We start from the raw sequence: 24,693 nt of genomic DNA, 5'->3' as shown, positions 1-24,693 counted from the left end.
TTAGGCTCCTCGAGGTAATGAAAATTCCACGTCTGTATTGTGATCGCCGGTCATTAGCGCAACAGCCACTTCTTCAACTCTAACACCTTCAAATAACACAGCATAAAGCGCATTAACCAGTGGCATGTATATGCCTAGTTCATTGGCTTGATTGCGTACGTAACGCAATGTATTGATTCCTTCAGCTACTTCACCTAGGGCCTGCGTGGCCTCTTCTAGGCTTTCGCCTTTACCAATAGCATAGCCTATTCGGTAATTTCGACTCAAAGGTGATACACAGGTTGCGACTAAATCGCCAACTCCCGCCAATCCTAAAAATGTCATAGGATTTGCCCCTTGTGAAACGGCAAAGCGACTCATTTCAGCTAGGCTGCGAGTAATTAACATGGCTTTAGTGTTTTCACCATAACCTAGGGCCGCCGCCATTCCGGTAATAATGGCATATATGTTTTTAAGGGCGCCACCTAGCTCTACACCATACATATCTGCATTTACGTAGATACGGAAAAATTTACAGCTTAAACTTTGCTGAATAAAGTCACGCACTCTCTTATCTTTACTAGCAATAACCGTGGCAGCCAATTGCCCTTGAGCAATTTCTTTGGCTAGATTTGGCCCACTAATGACACCCACAGGGTTAACAGGAAAGACCCCTTTTAGAATATCACTCATAAGATTAAACCCTTCTGGTTCAATCCCTTTTGTGGTGCTAATTAAAATTTGATCTTTTTCAATCAAACCAGTAGTACGTTCAACTATTTCACGAAATGATTTACTCGGAATCGCATAAAATACCACGTCACTTCCACTAATGGCTGCTTGAATATCATCAGTAGCTGTAATTGCTGAATTAAGCTTTAACCCAGGTAAGTATTGTTTATTCTCGCGTTCTTCGTTTATATTTTTTAAGGTTTGAGGATTGCGCATCCACATACCCACTTGAAAGCCATTTTCAGCTAGAATATTGGCGATGGCAGTACCAAAGCTACCACCGCCAAGTACGGTGGCTTTTTGCACTGTGTCTGTTTGAGCAGTCATATGATAGTTTATTTGTCTTCTAGGCTGTTCACTAAATCCTGAAATGCTTCGCGGTTATTATCGTTCATATTCATAAGTAATTTATGAGCTTCTAACACGCGTTTTTTCATTTCGTCTTCGTCAACGGATTTAAGTGGTAATTCATCGAGGTATTCCACTTGGGATACCAGCTCATGTACGATGTAAAATACCTGATCAAACCCCATGCTTAATAAGATTCGATTAATATCATCTTGAGTAGAGATGATAGTGGGTAATTGGCCGTATTTTTCTTTGTAAAGTATGGATATCTTTGCAAGTTGGCCTAAGGAGGTGCTATCAATACACTGGGTTTCAGTTAAATCGATAATCACCGTTTTGAATTTTTCACTTTCAAACATCTCATCGGTGTATTGATCAAGTGTGCCACATAAATTCAAGCGCACATCACCGACAAACTTTATGATGTATATACCCTGGCTTTGAGCAACGAGAATTTTTCCCGTATTCATGGTCATTCGGTCCTGGACAAGGTTAGCAATGTAATGTCATCTGGTATCTCATTACTGGTATCTATATTAAGTAAGGATTCCAAGTTTTCGACGGTTAACTGACCATTTCTCACCCAGTCGAGCAAGCATGCTTCTTTGTCAGATAAACGCTCTTGTGGCATCACTTCAAGTATTCCGTCAGAAACAGCGACTAACTCAAAAGTGTGGCCTAATGTTACTTCGTAAGTATCGTATTTAGCTGCGGCAAAAAGCCCAGCAGGCTGCGACCGCCCCTCCAAATAATTAGCCCCATTTTCATTATTTAAAATGGGCATTGGAAATTGGCCTGCCACACTATAAGAAAGTGTAGACGATGGCAAATCAATCATACCCCAGAATAAGCTCACGTGCTTTCCTAACTGAGCATCAACTAGTTCTTTATTAACTCGCTGAATCACTTTGTGAGGTGTCAACAAGTCATCAGTTGATTGACGCTTTAGGTTTCGTCTCAAGCGATTTGTTAAATTCTTTAATAAAACGGTTATGAACGCCGATGATGCTCCGTGGCCACTTACATCAGCCACGTAAAAAACCATTTTGTCACCACTAATTGGAAAGTAGTCGACAAAATCTCCACTCAAATACAGGCTTGGGATAATGTGATAGTGAAATTCGATACCGCTCATTTGTGCCTGATTATCTGGCAGCATGCGTTTTTGTACTTCTCGGCCTGCTTGCTGATCTAAGCGAAGCTCTTCCAGTCGAGATTCTAATTCACGATTATTATTTTCAAGTTGGAGGCGATAAGCGCTGTTTTGCTCAGCCAATCGCATGGATTTTAGGTTGCGCAAAATACTGTGCTCAAGCACTTCCATATCTAAAATAGGTTTAATGAGATAATCACTGGCACCAAGGCGAAGAGCCTGCACCACGTCGGCCATGACACCAGCACCTGACACCACAATAAAGGGAGTATTTGGGTTAGTTTTATTGATTTTCTTTAAGACGGCTAAGCCATCCATGCTTGGCATACGAAGATCGCAAAGCACGATATCCGGCAACTGGCTATTAAAGCAAGCTACGCCTTCTTGACCATTTTCGGCCTCTATTACATCAAACCCACTGTCCTCTAAATAAGCAACGATGCTTTCTCGGACAATGGCTTCGTCATCAATGACTAAAACTCGACCACTTACCACACTCATGGATGCCTGCAGACTTGTTATTGTTAGGGCTGTAGCCACCTTACATGGCTAACTCATTGTTAACAAGGTACACCAAGGAACCAAGAAAGGCATGTGTTTTTTGATTAGATCTCAGTAATTATTGCGAGACTTGTCATAACTTTTGCATACTTATTATACAATTGTAAAAACAACCAAAGTTTGACACTGTTAGTCAGCTATTGCGTAAGTTTTAAGGACTAAAAATAATGAGCCTAGCCAATGCCTATGACGAAAAACGCGACTTTATCCGCATGCGAGTTGAGTCACCTCTGACTCTAACGATGGATAGTCGTACATTTGAATGTATATGTGTTGATTTAAGTGGCACAGGCATGTGCATTGAAACAAAAGAGCAGCTTAGCATTGGCGATGAAGCCAATGCTTTTTTGCCTTCGTATCAAAATCAATTTGCGCCACTAAATGCCAGAATTCGAATTAATCGCATTATGGAAGAAACAAGCACATTCTATTATGGCGCCGAAATCATTGAGCTTTTAGGCTAATGGATATGCCTCTCGCCAAGAGATTATACTTGGCGAGTAATTTTACACTTACTAGAAGTCGTCAAATTCTTCATCAAACTCACCAAACTCATCCTTAACTTGACCATCGTTTATCAGAAACTCTCTTCGCTGAAGGTATAGAGTACGCAAGAAGCTGTATTTATCCCCACTGATAATCCCTTCAGCCGGAATGATGTCCGCACGGATATCTAAATATTCAATGAACACTGACGAATAATAAAGCTCAGTATTCTCTAGTGACTGAGATTGTGGATCAATCATGTCAAATGCCGCAATTTCAATGGCAAAACCAGAGGCATCTCTGATGGTGCTTGGCCCTAAAACAGGCAATACAATGTATGGGCCTGATTCTACCCCCCAAAAAGCAAGGGTTTGCCCAATATCTTCATTATGCTTGGGCATTCCTAAGTGACGCGCCACATCAAATATACCTAAAACACCTACGGTACTATTAACAATAAACCGACCGGCATCCGACAGCGCGTCTATAAACTTACCTTGGGCTAGATTATTCACCATAACAAACGGTTCACCAAGGTTACTAAATACATTGGTAATGGCGTCGTCTACCACTTGCGGTGTGACATTTCGGTAGGCTTGTGCCAGTGGTTTGGCACTGTAGTAATCCACGGTTTCGTTAAACTGGAAAACTTTGCGGTTCCAGTTTTCCCAAGGGTCAGCTTCATTAGCAGAAGCTGGATTGATTACAAAAAATAAAGCGCAACTGAGTAAAAAGTAAAATGATAGACGATTCATAGATATTACCGAAATATTTAGCAGCCACATTAAAACAAGAGTCCCAGTGAAACTCAATCTAAGCGCTTATATCCAGAAACAAAAAAAGCCCCCCACTTTGCAGTGAGAGGCATTTTTAAAAGACTAAAGGTTAGAATTTGTGCTCTAAACCAAAAGTAACGGCCATTTGATCACTAGCATCAGAATCAAACTGATTTAAATATACATATGCTTTAGTGGTTTTTGCCATCTTATGATCCACACCCACAGAGATATTAGTTGCTCCCGCCGCTTGCTGATCACCTGATACAAACTGTACTTTTGCAGTATTTGAACCCATTTTCATAGCTGCATTTACAGCAAAACCTAACTCGTCATCCGTAGTATCAGAGGCATCAACATTATTAACTAACGCACCGAATGTTAAGTCACCTGATTTAACTATAACAGTACCGCGAATAGTAGAAGTATCAGCATCTTCTGTCTTACTATCCATCGCTACTGCCGCATAAATATTATCTTGCTTAAAGGTTAAGCTTGCAGAGATACCATCATCAGCAACGCCTGTATTATCTTCCATCATAACGTATGACACAGAAGCTTGTAGTGCACCAAATTTTTCAGTGGTGTAATTAAGGCTATTACCAAGGCGTTTTTCACCGCCTAATACATTTTTGATATCCACTACATCGTTAAATAAATCAAATTTACCCTGAGACTTTTTAAGCGGGGTATCCATTATACCCATTTTAATACTACCAAAACCGGCATATTGTAAACCCACAAATGAATCACGTTGCTTGAAAACGGTACCATCACCATCAATATCCGTTTCATATTCAGCCTGATAAATGACTTTTGTAGTTCCTAAGTCTTCTGAACCTTTAACACCTAAGCGGCTTGCATGACTTCCTATACTGAATTGCGGGTCTGTATCTAGATAGTTAAAAGAAACATTCATTTTACCGTAAAACTGAGTCTCTGCTTGAGCGTTAGCGGCAAGGGCCATAGAGATCGCAGCAGCAATTAGGGGCTTTTTCATCGTTATCACCTTATTGTTTTCTTACTGTATTAAGTGACAGTTATGTTACAAACACTTTATGACAGTTATGTTACATTCTTTCACTTATATGACAGATTGATGAATTTTTTGTGTAAAGGAAACGATATAAACTGCCAATCTCTCCCTTTGAATAAAATATAGACAATCAAACCGTTTTTCACACATTTAATTGCCTAAATTTGACATTAAATCAAAGATATAAAGGCTTTTTGGGGAGTGGAACACGCATTTTGCAAGAAATTAACTAAAAACACGTGCTTTAAAGTTGATAATCTAGGGCTTATTACAAGCTTTTTTAATGTAATAATCCAAGCTCAAGTAACGCCCTCCGCCATTGGTAAGTAATACTAAACACATAATTAGGTAAGTAGTTGCCCATTCAATACCATTGTTACTAATGACAATGCTGCCACGCTCAGTCAACCATGCATAATTACCATGTTCTTTTAAAATATCACGGGCAAAACCTAATCGATTTATCACGTCCTCAATGTCCTGAGATGCAAACGGTGATTGCGGGTCCGCCACTGCTTGCCAACCATTAGGCCAATGCACTGCGAAAATAGCCACCAGCATAGTAATAATTAAAGGAATACTGATCCAACGCACCGCCAAGCCAACCACAAGCAATATGGCGGCCCCCAATTCTGTTAAGGTAGCTAACCACGCTAGTAATTCTGGAAACGGTAAACCTAAACCCCATTCACTGTTACCAAACCAGCTAATTACGGAGTCCATATCATTTAATTTATTCATACCTGCCACCCAAAATACGGGGACTAAATATAGTCTTAATGCTAATAATGGGATGAAATCTAAATGTGTAAGACGAGATGATGCTTTATCAATAAAAGAAAAAAGTGCGGGTATATTCATGATTAAACTTTTTGAATGAGTTGTAAGTCTGCCCAGTGACCTATGATTTCCATAGCACCGGTCATTAATTGCTCGGCAGGTATGCCGTTGGCTTGGCTTATATCATGCACCAAGCCTTTAATCGTATTTAATTGATTGTTTTGCAGGGCTTGAAACAATAAATAACTTAAAGGGTTAAGCTCAATGAAATTCACTTCTTGAGATTGATCTCGATACACCAATAAGAATGTCGGCGCTTGCTCCACCGTTTGATTGGCTCCTATTGTATGAACTGGAAATTCATAGGCTTGCAACCAAGCACACTCAACTGTTGTAAGGCAATCGTGATCTAAATTTATGGGGGTTAAAATGAAAGGCTTCTGCTCTACGTAGGCATCTGCAAATAACTCCATCCATTCCCAATGAGCTAAGGAGTAAGCATAATCAGGTAAATCTAGAGTATTGCCTTCATCTTCACCAAGAAACTCTAAAAACTCTTCACTGATTTCTAAAAAATACGGGCTTGTGCATTTATGCTCTACAAAAAAACGTCGAACCATGTTTGACCACGTTTTCTGATTAAGACACTCTTTTAAAACAGGAAAAGTACCTGTTATAAAACTTTCAACATTATTTATGAATAACTCGCGATAAACCGCTAACCGGCGCTCTTCAATCCCGTCTATGGACCCTTGTTCAGGTGACCGAATGGCATCGGTGAATTCCTGCTGAGTATCTTTATAATTAGTCTCAGGCATAAACCACCTCTTGCTTGGCTTTGACCTGATTGATCTCATCAAGTAATTCAGAGATAGGTGGAAAGTTGAAGTCCCGTTCTAGCAAAGTGGGCTTCACACCATGACACTCGTATGCAAGCTTTAATAACGACCAAACATCGTCTTTTATTGGTGCTCCATGGGTATCCACTTTTAAATCATCTGCCTCATCAAAATGACCGGCAATGTGAATATAATTTATTGCCGTTGAAGGTAGCGAGGATATAAATGCAACAGGATCATACTGGTGATTAATGCTGTTTACATATACGTTGTTCACATCCAGTAATAGCTTACAGCCTGAATGCTGAACTACCTCTTGGGTAAACGCTAACTCGCTCATGTCACCAAATTTAGCGTAAGTAGATACGTTTTCTAATATTAATGGTCGTTCAAGAATGTCTTGAACCACTTTAATACGAGATATCACATGATCAATGGCATCTTGTGTAAAAGGGATGGGCATTAGGTCATACATATGACCATTATGTGAGCAATAACTTAAATGCTCGGAATACGTTTGAATCTGATGTTCATCCATAAAGGCTTTTACTGCTTTTACAAACTCAACATCTAAAGGATCAGAACTTCCAATGGATAGCGATAAGCCATGACAAGCAAAAGGAAAGCGTTCAGTTAATGATCTAAACGCTTTACCAAAGCGACCACCAAGATTCATCCAATTCTCTGGTGCTATTTCAAAGAAATCCACCTGCTCGGGTGTTAATTTCGACATCTCTTCTAGCATGCCACGACGTAACCCTAAACCAGAACCTGAAATCTCCATGGTCGCTTCCTTATATCTTAAGACTTAGCGCCACATTTGCCTTCGCCACACTTACCTTCTTTTTCGGTTTTGCTTTCACCGCACTTGCCTTCACCGCACTTACCTTCTTTATCGGCTTTGCTTTCGCCACATTTCCCTTCACCGCACTTGCCTTCTTTATCAGCTTTGCTTTCACCACACTTACCTTCACCGCATTTGCCTTCAGCCATTACTTTATAGCCAGACTCAAGAGTTTGTGACGTAAATGGATTTTCAGCTGCTAATGCAGACGTTGCCATAGAAGCCGCTAAAGTAGCACCCAGTGCCATTGCTAAAGGTTTGCTATGTGATTTTGCCATGGGTTAATCCCTCATATAGTTAGTTTTTGAAAATAGTGGCTCTATCTTCATGCCTGTTTGAGCAGGAAGGAACAAGATAGTTCATTTCAAAACAAAAAAAAGAGACTCTCGGCCTCTTTTTTAAATTTGGCAAATCAGGTCTAATTTTATTGTTTCTCAATTACCACACTGCCGATGGAGTATCCGCCGCCAAAGCTACAGATCACCCCTTTTTGCCCAGCGACTAAGTCCTCTTTGTGCAGATGATAAGCAATAATTGAACCTGCTGAACTGGTGTTGGCATAACGATCCAAGATAACTGGCGCTTCTTGCTCTGTGGCTTCACGGCCTAATACACGCTTAGAAATCAGTGAATTCATGTTCAAGTTGGCTTGGTGCAGCCACATACGAGATAAGTCATCCGTCGATACCGATAACTCTTCCAAGTGATGGGTGATTTGCTCAGCCACCATTGGACAAACTTCTTTAAATACTTTACGACCATTTTGAATAAATAACTTATCTGGCGTTCCAACGCTATCGTCATCACAGCGATTTAAAAAGCCAAAATTATTACGAATATTATTTGAAAAAACGGTTTGAAGCTTGGTACCCAGTACTTTGAATTGGTGCTCGCTTGTTGCCAAATCAGCGTCTTCTATGATGACAGCGGTACATGCATCTCCAAATATGAAATGGCTATCGCGATCACAGAAATTCATGTGGGCCGTGCAAATCTCAGGGTTAACCATTAATACACATTTAGCAGAACCGGTTTGGATGGCATTAGTAGCAGCTTGAATACCAAACGTAGCACTACTGCAAGCTACGTTCATGTCGTAGGCAAAGCCTTTGATGCCCAATGCCGTTTGTACTTCTACTGCCACAGCGGGATAAGCACGTTGCAAGTTTGAACATGCCATGATAACTGCATCAACGTCGTCTACTGTTTTCCCGGATTGCTCTAGTGCTTGTTTCGCCGCTTTAATCGCCATTTCGCATTGAATGGAGTTTTCATCATTTGTTCGCTCAGGGATGAAAGGCTTCATCCGCTCGGTATCTAAGATACCTTCTTTATTTGTTACATAGCGGCTTTTAATGCCTGATGCTTTTTCAATAAACGCACTACTACTAGGGACAAGCTCAGTTACCGTTCCAGCTTCTATTTCGCTAGCATTTTGTTTATTGAAGGTTTCTACGTAACTATTAAAGGCACCTACTAATTCGTCATTTGAAATAGATTGTGCTGGGGTATATAAACCAGTACCACTGATGACAACTTGTTTCACTTTGTTCCCCTTCGAAAAGATCTGTTAACTTTTGCTACAACCCATTTCCCTTGGTTTGATATTAGCCAAGAACGCAAAACTATAATCGAAACCTGTGTGATATGCCACCCATGATATGAACAGGAATTCACCTAAATATATTACACTCAATGAACACACTGTTTTAACTCATTGAGGCCCGAATTATTGCTGAATACTGGCTTTTGCCAGCACCATCTGTGCCTTCCAGCGCTTATCGGATACTGGTATTGTGGTTCCTAGTTCTTGAGCAAATAACGATACTCTATACTCTTCTATCATCCACCTTAGTTGTTGCACTGGTGCGAAACAACCGACATTAGCCGGTAACTGAGTAACCAATTCATCGTATTGCTCTTGCCATGGGCTAATCTTCAATTGCATCAATCTGTCTTTTTGGATATTCCCTTGTAATTTATCTAAACGAGACATCATTGCATTTAGATATTTAGGGTACTGCTTCAACCACTCATATGGTGTATAAGCTAAAAAACCCGACGGCATCAAGTTATTAATTTGTTTTTTGATGTCGCCAACGGCCATGGCAAAAGCCAACTGGTTTTGCTTTTTCATTTTTTTATTTAATTGATGATAAGACTGAAGCAATTGCTTAATTAATGGAATAGTCTTCTCAAAGGTATCAGCAATTTCGCCCCGCCCCTGTTCTTTTAAGGCTAAATACTGGGCTTCATCCGTTGGAATAGACTCCATTGGAAACCCTAAGGCAAACACTCGATGAGCGACTGCCTCTAATAACTGAGCCTTATTACCGATATGCCCAAAATAAATCATCTCTTGTACAAGACGTTTTTGCGTCTCTTTATGTAACCATTTCACTTGATCGGACAATTCAAGCTGCAATAGTTTTATGACACCTAAACGTGATTGATAACTAGCTTCATCTTTGCGCGATAATAACTTCAAGCTGACGCTGTCGCCCTCATCAATCAATGCTGGAAACAGGGTTACTTGGATACCTGATTGCTCAATGGCGTATTCATTTGGCAACCCGTTTAAGTCCCAACAAGTAATGCCCTGCCGCTCGAAATCATTAGAGGTATCTTGGCTAACTTGTTCGGCCTGTTCACCAACTTCATCAATTAAAGAATGCCAATCACGTCCTTGGGTAATGCGCTTTCCACCTTGTCCGATAACTTGGATATTCATTTTGTAATGATCATCTAGTTGATCAAGGTTCCAGTCTGGCAATTCAATAGTTATGCGTTTTTGCTGATAAATATATTGCGCCAGTACATCATTGAGTGATTCGTCACTTGAATGATGTTTAGCTAAAAAACCATCCGCAAAATCTGGTACAGGGACTAATTGTTTACGAATACTTTTATTCAGCCCTTTTAACAAAGCAATCACTTTATCTTTTAACATCCCCGGTACTAACCATTGCAATCGACTGATTGGCAATTGCTTCAACATGGTTACCGGCACCAAAACACTGACACCATCTTCTAAGTGGTTAGGTTCAAAACGATAAGTTAAAGGATAAACCACACTGCCGTAGGTAAAGTGATCAGGAAACTGAGCTTCTGTTACGTTTTCAGCCCCGTGTTGCATCAAATAGGACTTTTTAAGCTGCAGAAGCTCTTTTGGTTGGTTTTTCAACCATGCCTCAAAGCTGGCAGTATCACTAATATCAGAGGGCACCCTCTCTAAATAAAACTGAAACAAACGTTCTTCATCAACCACAATATCTCGACGGCGGCTCTTTTCTTCAAGCTCTTCTACTTCTTTAATAAGTGCTTGGTTATAAGCTAAGAATGACGCTTTACTTTTTATTTGTTGTTGAACAAGCGCTTCTCGAATAAATATTTCATGGCTTACTTGCGGATCAACTTTAGCGTAACCCACGTTACGTTTTGGAATAATCACTAATCCATATAAGCTGACCTGTTCATAGGCCATGACTTGTCCGCGCTTGATTGACCAATAAGGTTCTAAGTATTTACGCTTAACTAAAGATTTTGCTAATGGCTCAAGCCATTCAGGGTCTATACGTGCATTCATACGCGCATATAAACGAGAGGTTTCAACCATCTCCGCTGAGACCACCCATTTTGGACGTTTTTTGAAGATACCACTGCCTGGAAAAAGCATAAAACGCCTGTTTCGGGCACCTAAATAATCACCTTCATCCGTTTTCTGTCCAATAAAGCCTAAGAAACCAGATAAAATGGCCTGATGTATCGCTGGATAACTGGCAGGTTGTTTGTTTTCTTCAAATTTCAAATCTTTGCATTGAATACGCAATTGATAATGCACGTCACGCCATTCGCGCATACGCATATAATTCAAAAAGTGTTTTTTACAAAATTGGCGAAGTTGATTATTGGATAGGGCCTGTCTTTGTTCTTCAAAGCTATTCCAAATGCTTAATAAGGTTAAAAAGTCACTTTCTTCATGGCGAAATTCAGCGTGCTTTTGATCCGCTTGTTGTTGTTTTTCGGGCGGTCGCTCTCTTGGATCTTGTATACTTAAAGCCGCAGCAATGATTAAAGTTTCTTGTAGAGCCTGTCGTTTATTGGCTTCAAACAACATGCGGGCAATTCGAGGGTCTACAGGTAATTTAGAAAGTGCTCGCCCCACTGCATTGATCTGATTGTCTTTACTTACCGCTCCTAATTCTTTGAGTAAGTTATAACCGTCTTTGATAAATCGGTTATCAGGGGCATCTACAAATGGAAATTCGCTGACATCACCTAAGCGTAAGGACAACATTTGTAATATAACAGCTGCCAAATTTGTACGTTGTATTTCTGGATCTGAGAATTCTGGTCGTGCGTTAAAATCCTCTTCACTAAATAGACGAACACACACACCTTCACTCACTCGCCCACAACGCCCTTTTCGCTGATTTGCGCTGGCCTGAGAGATTGCCTCAATAGGTAAACGCTGTACTTTACTGCGATAGCTGTATCGACTGATTCTTGCAACACCGCTGTCAATCACATAACGAATACCGGGTACGGTCAGTGATGTTTCTGCCACGTTAGTAGATAAAATAATACGCCGCGAGCCGCCAGTGGGATTGAAAATTTTGTTTTGATCAGAGCTATTCAAGCGCGCATACAATGGAAGAATTTCGCTGTTCTTTAAATTGGCCTTTTTAAGCTCAAGCGCCGCTTCACGAATTTCACGTTCACCACTTAAGAAGATTAATACATCGCCAATTTGTCCACGCCTAGAGTCTTCAAGTGCTAACTCTTCAACCGCATCTATAATACCTTGGTAGAGATCCCCTTCCTTTTCTTCTCCGTCACTGTCTAAATCAATAAGTGGTCGATAGCGTACTTCCACAGGAAACGTTCGCCCCGATACTTGAATCACAGGTGCACCGTCAAAATGACTGGAAAAACGCTCAAGATCAATGGTTGCGGACGTTATGATGACTTTCAAATCCGGGCGCTTTGGAAGAAGCTGCTTCAAATACCCCAGTAAAAAATCGATATTCAAACTGCGCTCATGGGCCTCATCAATGATAATAACTTGGTATTTGTTTAAAAAGCGATCATTTTGAGTTTCGGCCAATAAAATACCGTCCGTCATCAACTTTACTAACGTTTGATCAGAGCTTTGGTCGTTAAAGCGGATTTGATACCCCACTTCTTCACCAAGTGGAACCTTCACTTCTTGTGCAATGCGCTGGGCCACTGAGCGAGCCGCGATTCGCCTTGGTTGAGTATGGGCAATTGTGCCGTATTGGGCCAAACCCAATTCCAAACATATTTTAGGAATTTGGGTCGTTTTACCCGAGCCGGTTTCACCAGCAATGACTACGACTTGGTTATCTTGGATCGCTTTTGCAATTTCATCACGCTTTTGACTAATAGGTAAGGCGTCATCAAAATCAATAGCACTTAAATTCAGGCCACGCTGTTGTGCTCTCTCACAACTTTTAATCACTTGAGATTGGAGCTTTTCAACCGATTGATCAACCGGTTGTTTTTGATGAAGACGCTTTTTGATTTGCGACAATTGACGATGAAAGCCAAAACGCTGGGCAATCATGCTTTGTGAAATTAGTTGCTCTAGTTGTGCGATGTCATTGACCACAGATAAAACTCGTACTTTATAAATGCAAAACGCCCTCATTTGAGGGCGCTAGTATTATACGTGTTTTAGACGAAACTAGGCAGTTTCTTCATCACGCAGTTCACGTCGTAAAATCTTACCAACATTGGTCTTAGGTAATTCATCACGGAACTCAACCATTTTGGGCACTTTATACGCAGTTAGTCGCTCACGGCAGTATTCACGTACATCCTTTTCGGTGACAGACGAGTTAGATTTAACCGCAAAAACCTTCACTTGCTCACCTGATATTTCATCTGGCATGCCTACAGCCGCGCATTCAATGATATCAGGATGGCTAGACACCACTTCTTCAATTTCATTTGGATAAACATTGAAGCCAGAGACTATGATCATGTCTTTTTTACGGTCTACAATTTTCATGTAGCCGTTTTCAAGAATCACAGCCATATCGCCCGTTTTTAGCCAGCCATCCTCTGTAATGGTTTCAGCAGTTGCTTCAGGACGCTGCCAATAACCTTTCATGACTTGCGGGCCTTTCACACAAAGTTCTCCAGCCTCACCTAATGGCAAGTCGGTACCGTCTTCATCAATTACTTTACACAGTGTGTTTGAAACAGGTAAGCCAATGGTGCCTAATTGCGCATGCCCCGGGGGATTAAAAGAAGCAATTGGTGATGTCTCTGTCATACCATAGCCTTCATTGATTTCACAACCAGTTACTTCTTTCCAAGTATCTGCTGCACTCTTAGTTAACGCCATACCACCAGAAATGGTCAGCTGTAGATTTGAGAAATCTAACGCACGAAAATCAGGGTTATTGCATAGACCTACAAATAACGTGTTTAAGCCAAGAAAACCATTAAACTTCCACTTTTTAAGCTCTTTAATAAATCCAGGCAGATCACGAGGATTAGGAATTAAAACGTTGTGATTACCGGTTTCCATAATCACCATACAGTTAGCAGTAAAGGCGTAGATATGATAAAGCGGTAATGGGGCAATTACGATTTTAGATTCGGTGCCACCATCTGGGTTTAGACCCATCATAAATAGAGGATGTGCTTGACTCATGTTAGCAACGATATTGCGATTGGTTAGCATGGCGCCTTTTGCTACCCCTGTTGTCCCTCCCGTGTATTGAAGAACACAGATATCTTCTGGCTCTGTATCCACATGTTTATAAGAACTTTTAGCTCCCGCTTTTAGTGTATCTAATAATTTAACATGGCCCGGTATAATATACGGCTCCACTTCTTTACGTATATTTTTTATTACAAAGTTAACAAGTGTACGCTTAATTGGGCTACACAAATCCCCCGCTTGAGTGACGATAACCGTTTCAATTTGCGTCTTAGGCACAACACGGGATGCCTTACCTGCCATTTGTGCAAGTACAACCAATGCTTTTGCACCTGAATCGTTAAACTGGTGCTCCATTTCACGTTCGGTATATAGTGGGTTCGTATTGACTACAACCAATCCCGCACGCATTGCGCCAAACACAACAATGGGGTATTGCAATAAGTTAGGAAGCTGAACAGCAATACGATCACCTTTTTGCAAGCCAGTATTGTTTTGTAAATACGCGGCAAAATCTGCAGATAAACGATCAATATCAGCATAAGAGAGGGTTTGACCCAAAGCTGTGAAAGCTGGGCGATCAGCAAATTTCTTTACACTTTTATTAAATACTTCGACAACGTTTTTATACTTGTCGATATTCACCATTGCTGGTAACCCTTTTGGGTATTGATCACTGAAAAATGTATCGTTCATTCCGGCTCCATCACTCAATAGGATAGTTATTATTATGGTTATTATTTACTTAAATATAGAATAATTTAGGTGCAACTGAGACTATCAGGTTTATAATCGGCAGCAAAGCCTAAAACAACTGCTATTAATGGTATTGATATTCCCATAACATTAATCCCAATAATTTGAATAAAAACGAATAAATTCAGTCACTTAATCAATACAAATGTACCACTTAAAATAAAATAACAGGGTCATTTGTAGCCATTACTAAAGCTAGGAAAATTTATGGAATACCGTAATTTAACAGCCCAAGATGGACATATCATCCAAACTTTTGTCTGGGCAAAGCCTGATGCTAAAGCTTGGATTCATATCTTACACGGTATGGCCGAGCATGCTGAACGCTACAATGAAATTGCGTGCGCCCTAGTTGAGGCTGGATATGCCGTTGTGGCTCACAATCATAGGGGGCATGGCAACAACCTTAGCGAAGACGAGCTTGGCATATTTAGTGCTAAAGATGGTTGGAATAAAGTATTACAAGATGTGGATTTTGTCCGTCAGAGTATTACGGATGATAAGCCCTATTTCTTACTCGGCCACAGTATGGGTTCATTCGTTGCTCAGTCGTACATGAGTACCCAACCTGAAAGAGTTGCTGGACTGATACTCTCTGGCACGAACTTTCAACCAGCTAGTTTACTTAAATCCGGTAATGTTATCGCTAAAATTGAGCGATTTCGCTTAACCCCCCTTAAAGTAAGCCGACTATTACAATATTTATCATTTGAAGCATTCAATAATGCGTTCAAACCAATCCGCACTGAATTTGATTGGCTTACCCGCGATGAATCAATTGTTGATATCACCATTGATGATCCTCGCTGTGGATTTGACTGCAAGATTCAACTTTGGTTGGATTTATTTTCAGGCCTAATTAATCTTTACGCTGAAGAGGGCTATAAAAAAATTCAAGACGATCTACCAATCTATATTTTTGGTGGTGATAAAGACCCTGTTGGAGCAAATGGTAAAGGCTTGTATTTATTATCAAAAGCTTATAAAGAAGCAGGGCAAACCCAAGTATCGTTAAAAATCTACGAAGGTGGCCGCCATGAAATGCTTAATGAGACTAACCGAGATGAGGTCTATAAAGATTTAATTAGCTGGATAGATTCACATTAAAACATTTTTAATTCTTAACTTAAATTAGCAGGCATACCAAAGTATGCCTGTTTTTTATAAAGCTAACGCTACTGAACACTCAAAAAATTATCTACGTTCCACTTCCTTTAGATTATCAATATCGAATTTAAATTCTTCTTATTCAACTGCACAACTTAAATGCGGTAAACAGAAAAGTACATGTATTCACCTGTAAAGATTTGATCCTTTTTTATTATAAAAGTCCTGAATTGAAAAAGTAGCGTCGAGACCCATTTTGGCTCAAATATTAGATATAGTTCATTGGTCGTTAGCAGTCGGTCTTTTAAGGGGATTATATTTTAGGCATAAAAAAAGGGAGCTAAGCTCCCTTTTAAATAAAATGAATGTACCGATTTATCGACTTAGTTCACGCATAGCGTCTTCTAAACCATTAATAGTTAACGGGTACATATCATCTTCCATTAAATCTTTGATTGCATTTAAAGATCCACTCCAACCCCATTGGCTATCAGGCACTGGATTTAACCACACAACCTTAGAAAAATGTTCTTTCATTCGCTTCAACCAAACAGAACCTGGCTCGTCATTCCAGTGTTCAACACTGCCACCTACATGGGTTACTTCATATGGTGCCATCATGCCATCACCGATAAATATCACTTTATAGTCCTTAGTGAATTTACGCAAAATATCCCAAGTTTGTGTGCGTTCGTTTTGTCGACGACGATTATCTTTCCATACACTTTCATACAAGCAATTATGAAAATAAAAGGTCTCCATGTGTTTAAATTCGGTTTTTGCAGCTGAAAATAACTCTTCGCAAATACGAACAAACGGATCCATGGTGCCACCAATATCAAAGAACAACAAAACTTTCACTGCATTATGGCGCTCTGGTACTAACTTAATATCCAGAAAACCTGCATTATTTGCTGTTGATGAAATGGTATCGTCAAGGTCCAACTCTTCAGCAGCTCCCTGACGTGCAAATTTACGCAATCGACGTAATGCCACTTTGATATTACGAATACCAAGTTCAACATCATCATCTAAGTTTTTATAATTACGTTGTTCCCAAACCTTAATCGCTTTTTTATGGCGACTACGACCCTGATCAACACGCATACCTTCAGGGTTATAACCATCAGCACCGAATGGCGATGTACCACCCGTGCCAATCATTTTATTACCACCGCGATGACGTTTTTCTTGCTCTTCTAAGCGCTCACGAAATTTCTTCATCAGCTCATCAAACCCGCCTTGGGATTCAATGGCTTCCATTTCTTCTTTACTAAACATGCGCTCAAATTCAGACTTCATCCATTCTTCCGGAATGCCTTTGGCACTGGTCAGGATTTCATCTAAACGGTCGATGCCTTTAAAGTAATGGGTAAATGCTTTATCAAATTTGTCAAAGTGACGCTCATCTTTAACCAAACATACTCGGCTTATTTGATAAAAATCATCAAGATCAGCAAACGCGATATGATGCTTAATGGCATTGATGAGGTCCAAGTATTCACGAATCGAGCAAGGCACTCGATACTCGCGCATGGTTTGGAAATAATCAATTAACATAATATTTAGCCTTTACGACGAGACATGAATGCTAATTTTTGTAGCAGTTCAACATCTTGCTCGTTTTTAACCATGGCACCATACAAAGGTGGTATGGCTGTTTGTTTACTACGCAATACTTCAGGATCAACGTCATCTGCTAGTAACAGTTTCAACCAGTCAACCAATTCAGATGTAGACGGTTTCTTTTTAAGACCTGGCACTTTACGTAAATCGAAAAACACGTCCATGGCTTCAGCTAATAATGATTTTTTGATATCCGGGAAATGAACATCCACAATTTTTTGCATGGTGTCTTTATCTGGGAAATCAATATAGTGGAAGAAGCAGCGACGTAAAAACGCATCAGGTAGCTCTTTTTCGTTATTTGAAGTGATAATAATAATTGGGCGATGTTTCGCTACGATACGCTCTTGGGTTTCGTATACGAAGAATTCCATTTTATCTAGTTCTAATAATAAATCGTTAGGGAATTCGATATCTGCTTTATCAATTTCATCGATCAATAAAATAGGTGGTTTTTCACCACTGAAGGCTTCCCAAAGCTTGCCTTTTTTAATGTAGTTAGAAATATCTTTTACTGACTCATTACCTAGCTGAGAATCACGTAAACGAGATACAGCATCGTATTCATATAAACCTTGGTGGGCTTTGGTTGTAGATTTTATATGCCATTGAATAAGTGGTGTTCCAAGTGCCTCTGCCAACTGCTCAGCCAGCATGGTTTTACCTGTACCCGGTTCACCTTTGATTAATAGCGGACGCTGTAAGGTAATGGCAGCATTAACGGCCATTTGTAGCTCAGCCGTGGCAACATATTCTTTAGTACCTGTAAACTTCATATTCTGACTCAATTTTACTGTTTTAAGTGCGTAACATGGTAACTCAGTAAGGGCGAGTTTTCACCCATGAGTTAGTACGGGTATAGGCTTTCTATCGACAATAAAGCCATTATTTGATTGTTTTTTAGTCAAAAAATGGCTCTTGAACAATGAATTTATGAATAAAGGGTAATGGCAGGAAAGGAATTTAGAGGCTGATGCTCTAGTCTACTGTTAGCTGCTTTAAAGTAAGAGAGGTTGTATCAATTCGAGAAAACCTAACTGAAGATAACTTATTTGCAGATGAAGCCTCCCCCTATATCTTCATGCTAAATCGTCGGTTTTTCTTTTATAAAGGTTTCCGTTAATTCTGTAGTAAATTGAATATTGTAGCCCACCTAGTTTGATGCCTTTGTTTTTAAACCCAACTAACCGCCTAAATGACCACTTGCATAAATTTATCTGTGATTATTCTTCTTTTTTGTCATCGTCCATCAAGGCATCTACATCAATATCATCTAACTCACTTTCTAAGTTTGCGAGTGCTTCATCTATTGCGTTATCGCCCTCTTGTTCGTCTTCGTTAACTGGAAGATCAATATCTGCCTCGGCATTTGACTCTACATCATTCTCAGCTGGGTCAAGTGGCTCTGCCTCCGATCCAATATCAAACTCATCACCCACAGCCTCGTCTAATTGTGGTATGTTTTCTTCGTCTTCATCAGATAAGTTATCTAATACACTGTCTAATTCATCAATGGCACTTGCCGTATCATCTGTGCTTTCAATCTTTTCTTTAACATCTGTATTTTCGATATCAAAATTTTCATCAAAGTCTGGAATATCATCCGCTACAGGTTCCGCAATAGGTGCAGGCTCTAAATCATCCATGTCGGAATCATCTAAGTCGTCCAACTCTGGAAGCGGCTCAGGCTCTTCACTTGTGCCATCGTCATCACCTAAATCATCTCCTCCAATGGCAATTGGCATTTCTTCGTCATCATCGCCACTTAGATCAAAGTCTTCATCGAAGTCTTCGTCATCCAAGCCGTCATTCAAACTAACATCCGCTGTTGATTCTTTTGTTTCTGGCTCTGGTTGTGCGGCTGCTGCTTGCTTCTTACTGGTTAATTTTCGATATATTAAAAAGCCAACAACACCAAATACCAACATAGAGATGGGTATTGCAGCATATAGCCAGTAAGGTATTGGCTCTAGCGCTGCTTTTTGTTCATCTGTTAATACATCCTCCTCCCCTTTTGGTGCAACAATTTCAGGGGCATTTAACTCTGGTTGCTGATCAATTTTATTGGCTAAATCAGGCATGACAGGCTCAGCCGGTTGTTCTTCAGGTTCAATTGATTCAGTGGCTTTTTCCTCTTGTTCTGCCTCGTCAACAACTGCATCTTGTTGTGTATCAGCTTCTTCAGGCGATTCAGGTTTTATTTCTTGCTCATTATGCTGTGTTAAATACTTATGGGTAAAATCGTCTGAAATTGGAAACTGGAGTTTAATTGGGTCAGGTTTCACTCTAAATTCCTGATCCTCTCCCATTTTTCCTTTGATGTTAATGGCTATCTCATATTCACCTGGACCTTTAGACGGCTCGATGATGGCTTCCCAAACCCCTTCTTCTATCCATGGCATAGCTTGAATGATGGATGATTGATCTGGGCCTTTTAATTTTGCGATTACCCGTGTTCTAGATACTTCTATATCCGCTACCTGAGGGATGACTCGAACGGCATAGGCTTGGTTTTTAGCCGTTTGTGATTTTCTAATTTCAAAACCAATAGGTTGTCGCACTTGAATGTAATCTTTGCGCATACGTTTAAAGGTTTTGCCATCTACTTCAATTTTTAATTCGTACTGACCTTCTTGTGATAACCTTGAAATACTTTCCTTGTAGCGCCCATCATTTGGTGGCGAACTTGGATCGCTAATTACTTTCGTGCCGCTTCTACCGGATTCGGCTGTCATGGTCATTTCTATTGTCATTAACTTAAGAAAGTCTGGGTTTGTAATCACCTTACCTTTTTCATGAAGATAAACTTCGAAGTCGATTTGTTGGCCCGGAAACAATGCGTTGGGTAAATTGGCGATGTCCATTTTCAAATCGCTAACCACTGTTATTCGATTATCAGGGTCAAGCTCTGCATCCACTTCCCATTTTCCGGGTTGCGGGTTAGTGACGGTTACCAAATCATATACCGCCTCTCCAAACCAACGGGCATTCTCGGCACCTTTGATTTGACTAATCACCTTGCCATCCGGTGTTTTTAATTGCATCGGGTTAGAGCCCGCTTTACGAAATACTAAGGCGGTAAACTCTTCGACACTGCTATCTATTTCAAAGGTATTGTCACTCGACAAAGGTACTTGCTCAGCCACTTCTGGGGCTGCTTTTTCAAATGCTTTTAAAAACGCTTTAACCAGTTCTTGTGCAGAACTAACAACAACACTGGTGCCATCAGTTGCCAGTGCTAATTTGTCTAGCAATACTTTATCGGCATTTTTAGATAAACCAATACTGTGAATTTTGACACCTAACTCTTCATAACGCTTTAATATTTCCGTTGAGATTCTTTGGCGTTCTTGCTCATTTTTTTTCTGTTTCTGAGGGTCTGAATCATCCGCTATATCTACTAATCCATCGGTTAATAATATGGCATGCTGTTCGTAGTCCCCTTGCGTTTCAAGTAACCAAGTAGCCTTTTCCATGGCTTCGCCAATATTAGTTCTTAACCCATAAGAATTGATTTTTTGAGCGCTATTTTTAGCATTTTTTCGCCATGCATCATCAACAGTGGCAGGAGGTATTAACATGTTGACCCATTGCCCAAACGTCCACACTCCGGCTCTTGCACCTTGTGGAATCATTTCAACGATGAGATTTAAAGCAGGTATTCTTAAATTTTCAGGATCGTTTTGTTTCATTGAGCCTGATATATCAACTAGAACACGGATATCAGTGGCTTTATTGGTTGGAATAATCGTGCTTTGAGCTGACTCAGGTAGCGTTAGCCCATCTATCTGGGTGTCAATAGAAGCTGAACCAGCTGTATTTGCAATAACGACATTAATATACGATAAGGTTAAAAATAAACCGACAATCATCAATGGCTGTCTGAATGGGTAAATCATTATCGGTTATTTCCTAATACTCGTCCGTGAAAACTCATCAAAAACCAAATTACATTTGGCTCTCCAATACGCGGCGACCTTTCTCTGTGATGTGCCAGCGCACACCATTTTTACCACTCACTTTGCCAGCTAAACTTCGAGAAACCAGCACGCCTAGTGTTTGAAGCATGGTAGCTTCATCGTTGTTAGACTCACGGCACAATCCAGCTAAAGAACGAAAAATATACCGCCCAGTTGATAACATTTTCAGCGCTTTTGAACTGGTTACATCCAGTTCTTCGCTGTAATCCATGATTACGGGTTCTTCATCTGGCTCTAAATCCTGCTCTGTTTCAGTATCAATAAGAGGCAATAATTCGTTTTTGATGATGCGTAAATCATGATGAACACTGTCAGATTGCTCACGTGCTTGACGAGCCGCATCTAAAATTCGATCTGACATATTGGTTATAAAGAATCGACTGGCAATGGCTGAAATCAAACAAAAGCCAGTGAAAATAAGCAGCCTTGATGGGTCACCTTGGGTCTCTAAAATAAGTTCGCTGTTTACCAGATCTAAAATCACAGGTACTAAAAAGGCAGCACCTATGCCGACCACTAAACAACGAGGTAAGCTGGTGGCATCTGGATCGTGATCGCCATACATGTAGTAGTTTACGAGGCCACCAAAAATGCCAGCTAACAGCATCACGGTTGCCAAAATGAATATATGATTAGCCATTTCTACCTCTCATCCATTAGAGCTAGCTCTAATGATTTAACAGTCTAAGCCTGATTTCATTAAACCTATGCTTAGGATCACCCTTATTTACTGTGTTAATTACAGTACTGCTAAATCTGTATCCCTTTTATAAAACTAGACGGATTTTTCAAATGCGCAAAAAACAATGACTTATTACGGCTTTATACGGGTAAGACCAAATACGCCATTTATTTATCTCTCAACTTCTTGAACAGACATAGATAAGCAGGTTTTCATGGGTTTAAGGTATACTTGGCTGATTCGAGTCGGAGTTACTATGGATTTAAACGCGCTAAATCACTGGCAACAGCTATCTTTTTGTACCGCATTATGCGAACGCAGTATGCCTAATTTTCAATTATTTTGTGAGATTGAAGACCAAACTAGTCAATTTGACCAAAGCAGAAAAATTCTCAATAAAGTCTGGGAGTACTTAAGAGGTCAATTGACGAGCCTAAAAAATATGGAGAATCAGCTAGAAATCATGGCTGAGCTCATCCCTGACCCAGAAGTTTTTGAAAACTTTGGTGCCTACCCAGCCATGGACACCATGGTGAACTTACAAAGTTGCCTGCAAAGTGTGCTTGATAACAGCATATTAGATGCCACAAACATACAAACCATGGTTCACTCGCGACTTAAGGAAGTACTTGAAATTCAAGGAATTGAAGTCGAAAAAAGTGAGTTATGGCTGAGACAATTCGATTTTGAACAGGAGGTTTACCAGTTGATAAGCCAAAACACCAGCCATGCTGACATCATCAAAAAGATGATTCCACTAAGTAAGGGGCAAGGTGTTAGCCAGCTAGGCATCTGTTTAGACGAATAACCCTTTCAAGGAGCGCAGTGCGCTCCTTTGGTCCTCAACTTCAAATCTTTGTTCATTCTAGTGACTTGACTCCACTCTGCTATCTTTAAGCTAATGATTCCAATTAATTAGCGAAGGTCTCAATGAGTGGAGTTCGGATATTTCTGTTATTGCTATTAGCCTTAAGCTCGCATGCTGAGCCGATTGATCCCATTAAACAATCAATCACATCTCTCATGACGGAAATCCAAACCAGCGATAATCAAAAGGAAAGCCAATTAATTGCACTTATTGATCGTTATATTAACCCTCATATTGACCACCTTAGAATGTCTCAGCTGATTCTGGGTGAACACTGGAAACGCTCAAGCATGAAACAAAAGAAGCAATTTTTAGATTGCTTCCCTAGGCAATTTAGTCATTTACAAATGCTCGCCTTAATTCAATGGCAACCAGACACTTGGGGATTTCAATCAGAAGTGTATAACGAAAACCGTACAAAACTTGCCTATGATATAAAGCTCTCAAAAAATAATGAATCAAAACTCATCACCCTTCGACTCAACAAAGTGGATCAAGCTTGGTTAATTTATGATGCGGCCTTTGAAGATTTAAGCCTACTAAAGACCTTTAGAGATGATTACGCCGAAAAAATTAACCGGTTAGGGCTTAAACGTACTTTGGCTAAAGTCTGTAATGAGTACCCTGAAAAAATAAAGGATTTAACCTTGGCTGGCTTGCAATGGCCTCCGTTTATTGGAAGGGGACTACCAGGGCAGGGGCTAAGTGTGGAGCTGGTATCGGCTGTTTTAGAATCTGCTGGATATCACGTAAAAACCGTGTTCGCACCATGGAAACGAGTAATAGAGGGCATGAAATCAGGTGAATTTGATGTCAACCTAGCCATATGGAAATCAAAAAAGCGAGAGAAATACTTAAACTTCAGCCAGCCATATTTTACCAACACCATTGTGGCTATTTCACACTCTTCAAAATATTTAAATACCAAAAACCTGAAACAGACCTTAGCTCTAAAAGGTTCTCTAGGGATTATGGATGATTATGCCTACAGTCATCACATTACTCAGTACCCTAACCGCCAATATTTTACGAGTTACCCAACTTTATTTAGAGAACTAATCAATCAATCACTGGATTTTGCTTTATTGGATAAAACCGTTGGGCAATTTTATATCGAGCAAAATGACGCGTTAAAACAAGGTTTGCAAGTATCCACTATCACCCTAGAAAGCAAGCCACTGCACATTAGCATGCTTAAAGCACATCCAGCCTCTGAGCAAGTTTTGAGTGACTTTAATCGTTACTTGAAAAAGTACTTAAAGAGCCCAGCCTATCAGGCATTATTAATAAGATATAAGCTAGAAAAATAACCTTAATTTTTTAGTGGTTAATAGTGCAAACCGAATCACAAAGAGTTGTTTGTTCCTTATATCATTTGCTTACAAGCAGCCTTTTTTTTTGCTTCCATTCGTCATCATAACTAGCTTAATAGTATGACTTTTAAAT

The 24,693-nt window shown here is 40.1% G+C and carries 20 protein-coding genes; 4 read left to right on the top strand and 16 right to left on the bottom strand.

All coding sequences use genetic code 11. From position 1 onward, the window contains the following. The 3 genes from ABWV45_RS10640 to ABWV45_RS10630 are packed head-to-tail and all read right to left on the bottom strand — an operon-like array spanning position 1 to position 2,713. Entirely contained in the window at positions 1 to 1,038 is a 1,038-nt protein-coding gene (locus tag ABWV45_RS10640) for an NAD(P)H-dependent glycerol-3-phosphate dehydrogenase (protein WP_353351449.1), read from the bottom strand. Positions 1,039 to 1,046: 8 nt separating this feature from the next. Further along, positions 1,047 to 1,529, bottom strand: coding sequence for an STAS domain-containing protein (locus tag ABWV45_RS10635; RefSeq protein WP_353351447.1), 483 nt, complete (start codon positions 1,527 to 1,529; stop codon positions 1,047 to 1,049). A gap of 2 nt (positions 1,530 to 1,531) precedes the next feature. Continuing rightward, positions 1,532 to 2,713, bottom strand: coding sequence for a response regulator (locus ABWV45_RS10630; RefSeq protein ID WP_353351445.1), 1,182 nt, complete (start codon positions 2,711 to 2,713; stop codon positions 1,532 to 1,534). A gap of 227 nt (positions 2,714 to 2,940) precedes the next feature. Here ABWV45_RS10630 and ABWV45_RS10625 point away from each other — a divergent pair, with 227 nt between their 5' ends. After that, the gene (locus ABWV45_RS10625; protein ID WP_353351443.1) at positions 2,941 to 3,237 is read left to right on the top strand and encodes a PilZ domain-containing protein; all 297 of its coding nucleotides are present in this window, start codon (positions 2,941 to 2,943) and stop codon (positions 3,235 to 3,237) included. A 51-nt stretch (positions 3,238 to 3,288) separates the two neighbouring features. Here ABWV45_RS10625 and ABWV45_RS10620 read toward each other — a convergent pair whose 3' ends face one another. The 9 genes from ABWV45_RS10620 to ABWV45_RS10580 form a co-directional block, all read right to left on the bottom strand. Beyond that, the gene (locus ABWV45_RS10620; RefSeq protein ID WP_353351441.1) at positions 3,289 to 4,014 is read right to left on the bottom strand and encodes an MlaA family lipoprotein; all 726 of its coding nucleotides are present in this window, start codon (positions 4,012 to 4,014) and stop codon (positions 3,289 to 3,291) included. A 130-nt stretch (positions 4,015 to 4,144) separates the two neighbouring features. After that, positions 4,145 to 5,035: a porin gene (locus ABWV45_RS10615; RefSeq protein WP_353351440.1), complete on the bottom strand. Its 891-nt coding sequence runs from the start codon at positions 5,033 to 5,035 to the stop codon at positions 4,145 to 4,147. A 294-nt stretch (positions 5,036 to 5,329) separates the two neighbouring features. Continuing rightward, a complete protein-coding gene (locus ABWV45_RS10610; RefSeq protein ID WP_353351438.1) occupies positions 5,330 to 5,932 on the bottom strand; it encodes an HvfX family Cu-binding RiPP maturation protein in 603 nt (200 codons plus the stop codon). Between the two features lie 2 nt (positions 5,933 to 5,934). Next, on the bottom strand, positions 5,935 to 6,669 hold the full coding sequence (locus ABWV45_RS10605) for an HvfC family RiPP maturation protein (RefSeq protein ID WP_353351436.1): 735 nt from the start codon (positions 6,667 to 6,669) through the stop codon (positions 5,935 to 5,937). Continuing rightward, on the bottom strand, positions 6,662 to 7,474 hold the full coding sequence (locus ABWV45_RS10600) for an HvfB family MNIO-type RiPP peptide maturase (RefSeq protein WP_353351434.1): 813 nt from the start codon (positions 7,472 to 7,474) through the stop codon (positions 6,662 to 6,664). Before ABWV45_RS10600 ends, ABWV45_RS10605 begins: the two co-directional genes overlap by 8 nt. 17 nt (positions 7,475 to 7,491) lie before the next feature. Continuing rightward, entirely contained in the window at positions 7,492 to 7,812 is a 321-nt protein-coding gene (locus ABWV45_RS10595) for an HvfA family oxazolone/thioamide-modified RiPP metallophore (RefSeq protein WP_353351432.1), read from the bottom strand. Positions 7,813 to 7,958: 146 nt separating this feature from the next. Beyond that, complete coding sequence (locus ABWV45_RS10590; RefSeq protein ID WP_353351430.1) at positions 7,959 to 9,080, bottom strand: beta-ketoacyl-ACP synthase III; 1,122 nt, start codon at positions 9,078 to 9,080, stop codon at positions 7,959 to 7,961. A 183-nt stretch (positions 9,081 to 9,263) separates the two neighbouring features. Beyond that, positions 9,264 to 13,205: an ATP-dependent RNA helicase HrpA gene (gene hrpA / locus ABWV45_RS10585; RefSeq protein WP_353351428.1), complete on the bottom strand. Its 3,942-nt coding sequence runs from the start codon at positions 13,203 to 13,205 to the stop codon at positions 9,264 to 9,266. 36 nt (positions 13,206 to 13,241) lie between these two features. After that, complete coding sequence (locus ABWV45_RS10580) at positions 13,242 to 14,924, bottom strand: AMP-binding protein (protein ID WP_353351426.1); 1,683 nt, start codon at positions 14,922 to 14,924, stop codon at positions 13,242 to 13,244. 267 nt (positions 14,925 to 15,191) lie between these two features. Here ABWV45_RS10580 and ABWV45_RS10575 point away from each other — a divergent pair, with 267 nt between their 5' ends. Beyond that, complete coding sequence (locus ABWV45_RS10575; RefSeq protein ID WP_353351424.1) at positions 15,192 to 16,091, top strand: alpha/beta hydrolase; 900 nt, start codon at positions 15,192 to 15,194, stop codon at positions 16,089 to 16,091. A gap of 375 nt (positions 16,092 to 16,466) precedes the next feature. On the opposite strand, the gene ABWV45_RS10570 is transcribed toward ABWV45_RS10575, so the two are convergent. The 4 genes from ABWV45_RS10570 to ABWV45_RS10555 form a co-directional block, all read right to left on the bottom strand. Continuing rightward, positions 16,467 to 17,651: a vWA domain-containing protein gene (locus tag ABWV45_RS10570; protein ID WP_353351422.1), complete on the bottom strand. Its 1,185-nt coding sequence runs from the start codon at positions 17,649 to 17,651 to the stop codon at positions 16,467 to 16,469. 5 nt (positions 17,652 to 17,656) lie between these two features. Further along, a complete protein-coding gene (locus ABWV45_RS10565) occupies positions 17,657 to 18,493 on the bottom strand; it encodes an AAA family ATPase (RefSeq protein WP_353351420.1) in 837 nt (278 codons plus the stop codon). Positions 18,494 to 18,940: 447 nt separating this feature from the next. Further along, on the bottom strand, positions 18,941 to 21,616 hold the full coding sequence (locus ABWV45_RS10560) for a VWA domain-containing protein (RefSeq protein ID WP_353351418.1): 2,676 nt from the start codon (positions 21,614 to 21,616) through the stop codon (positions 18,941 to 18,943). Between the two features lie 49 nt (positions 21,617 to 21,665). After that, positions 21,666 to 22,337 carry a YEATS-associated helix-containing protein gene (locus ABWV45_RS10555; RefSeq protein ID WP_353351416.1) on the bottom strand — a complete coding sequence of 224 codons (672 nt, stop codon included), beginning with the start codon at positions 22,335 to 22,337 and terminating at the stop codon, positions 21,666 to 21,668. 256 nt (positions 22,338 to 22,593) lie between these two features. Here ABWV45_RS10555 and ABWV45_RS10550 point away from each other — a divergent pair, with 256 nt between their 5' ends. Next, entirely contained in the window at positions 22,594 to 23,187 is a 594-nt protein-coding gene (locus tag ABWV45_RS10550) for a DUF416 family protein (protein ID WP_353351414.1), read from the top strand. 122 nt (positions 23,188 to 23,309) lie between these two features. Then, on the top strand, positions 23,310 to 24,557 hold the full coding sequence (locus ABWV45_RS10545; protein WP_353351412.1) for an ABC transporter substrate-binding protein: 1,248 nt from the start codon (positions 23,310 to 23,312) through the stop codon (positions 24,555 to 24,557). Positions 24,558 to 24,693: the final 136 nt, after the last annotated feature.

It is taken from the genome of Oceaniserpentilla sp. 4NH20-0058 (assembly GCF_040371755.1).
In the GTDB taxonomy this organism is placed as follows: Bacteria; Pseudomonadota; Gammaproteobacteria; order Pseudomonadales; family Oceanobacteraceae; genus Bermanella.
Note: the sequence above shows the minus strand (reverse complement) of the source record. Positions and strands in the feature narration are given on the sequence as shown.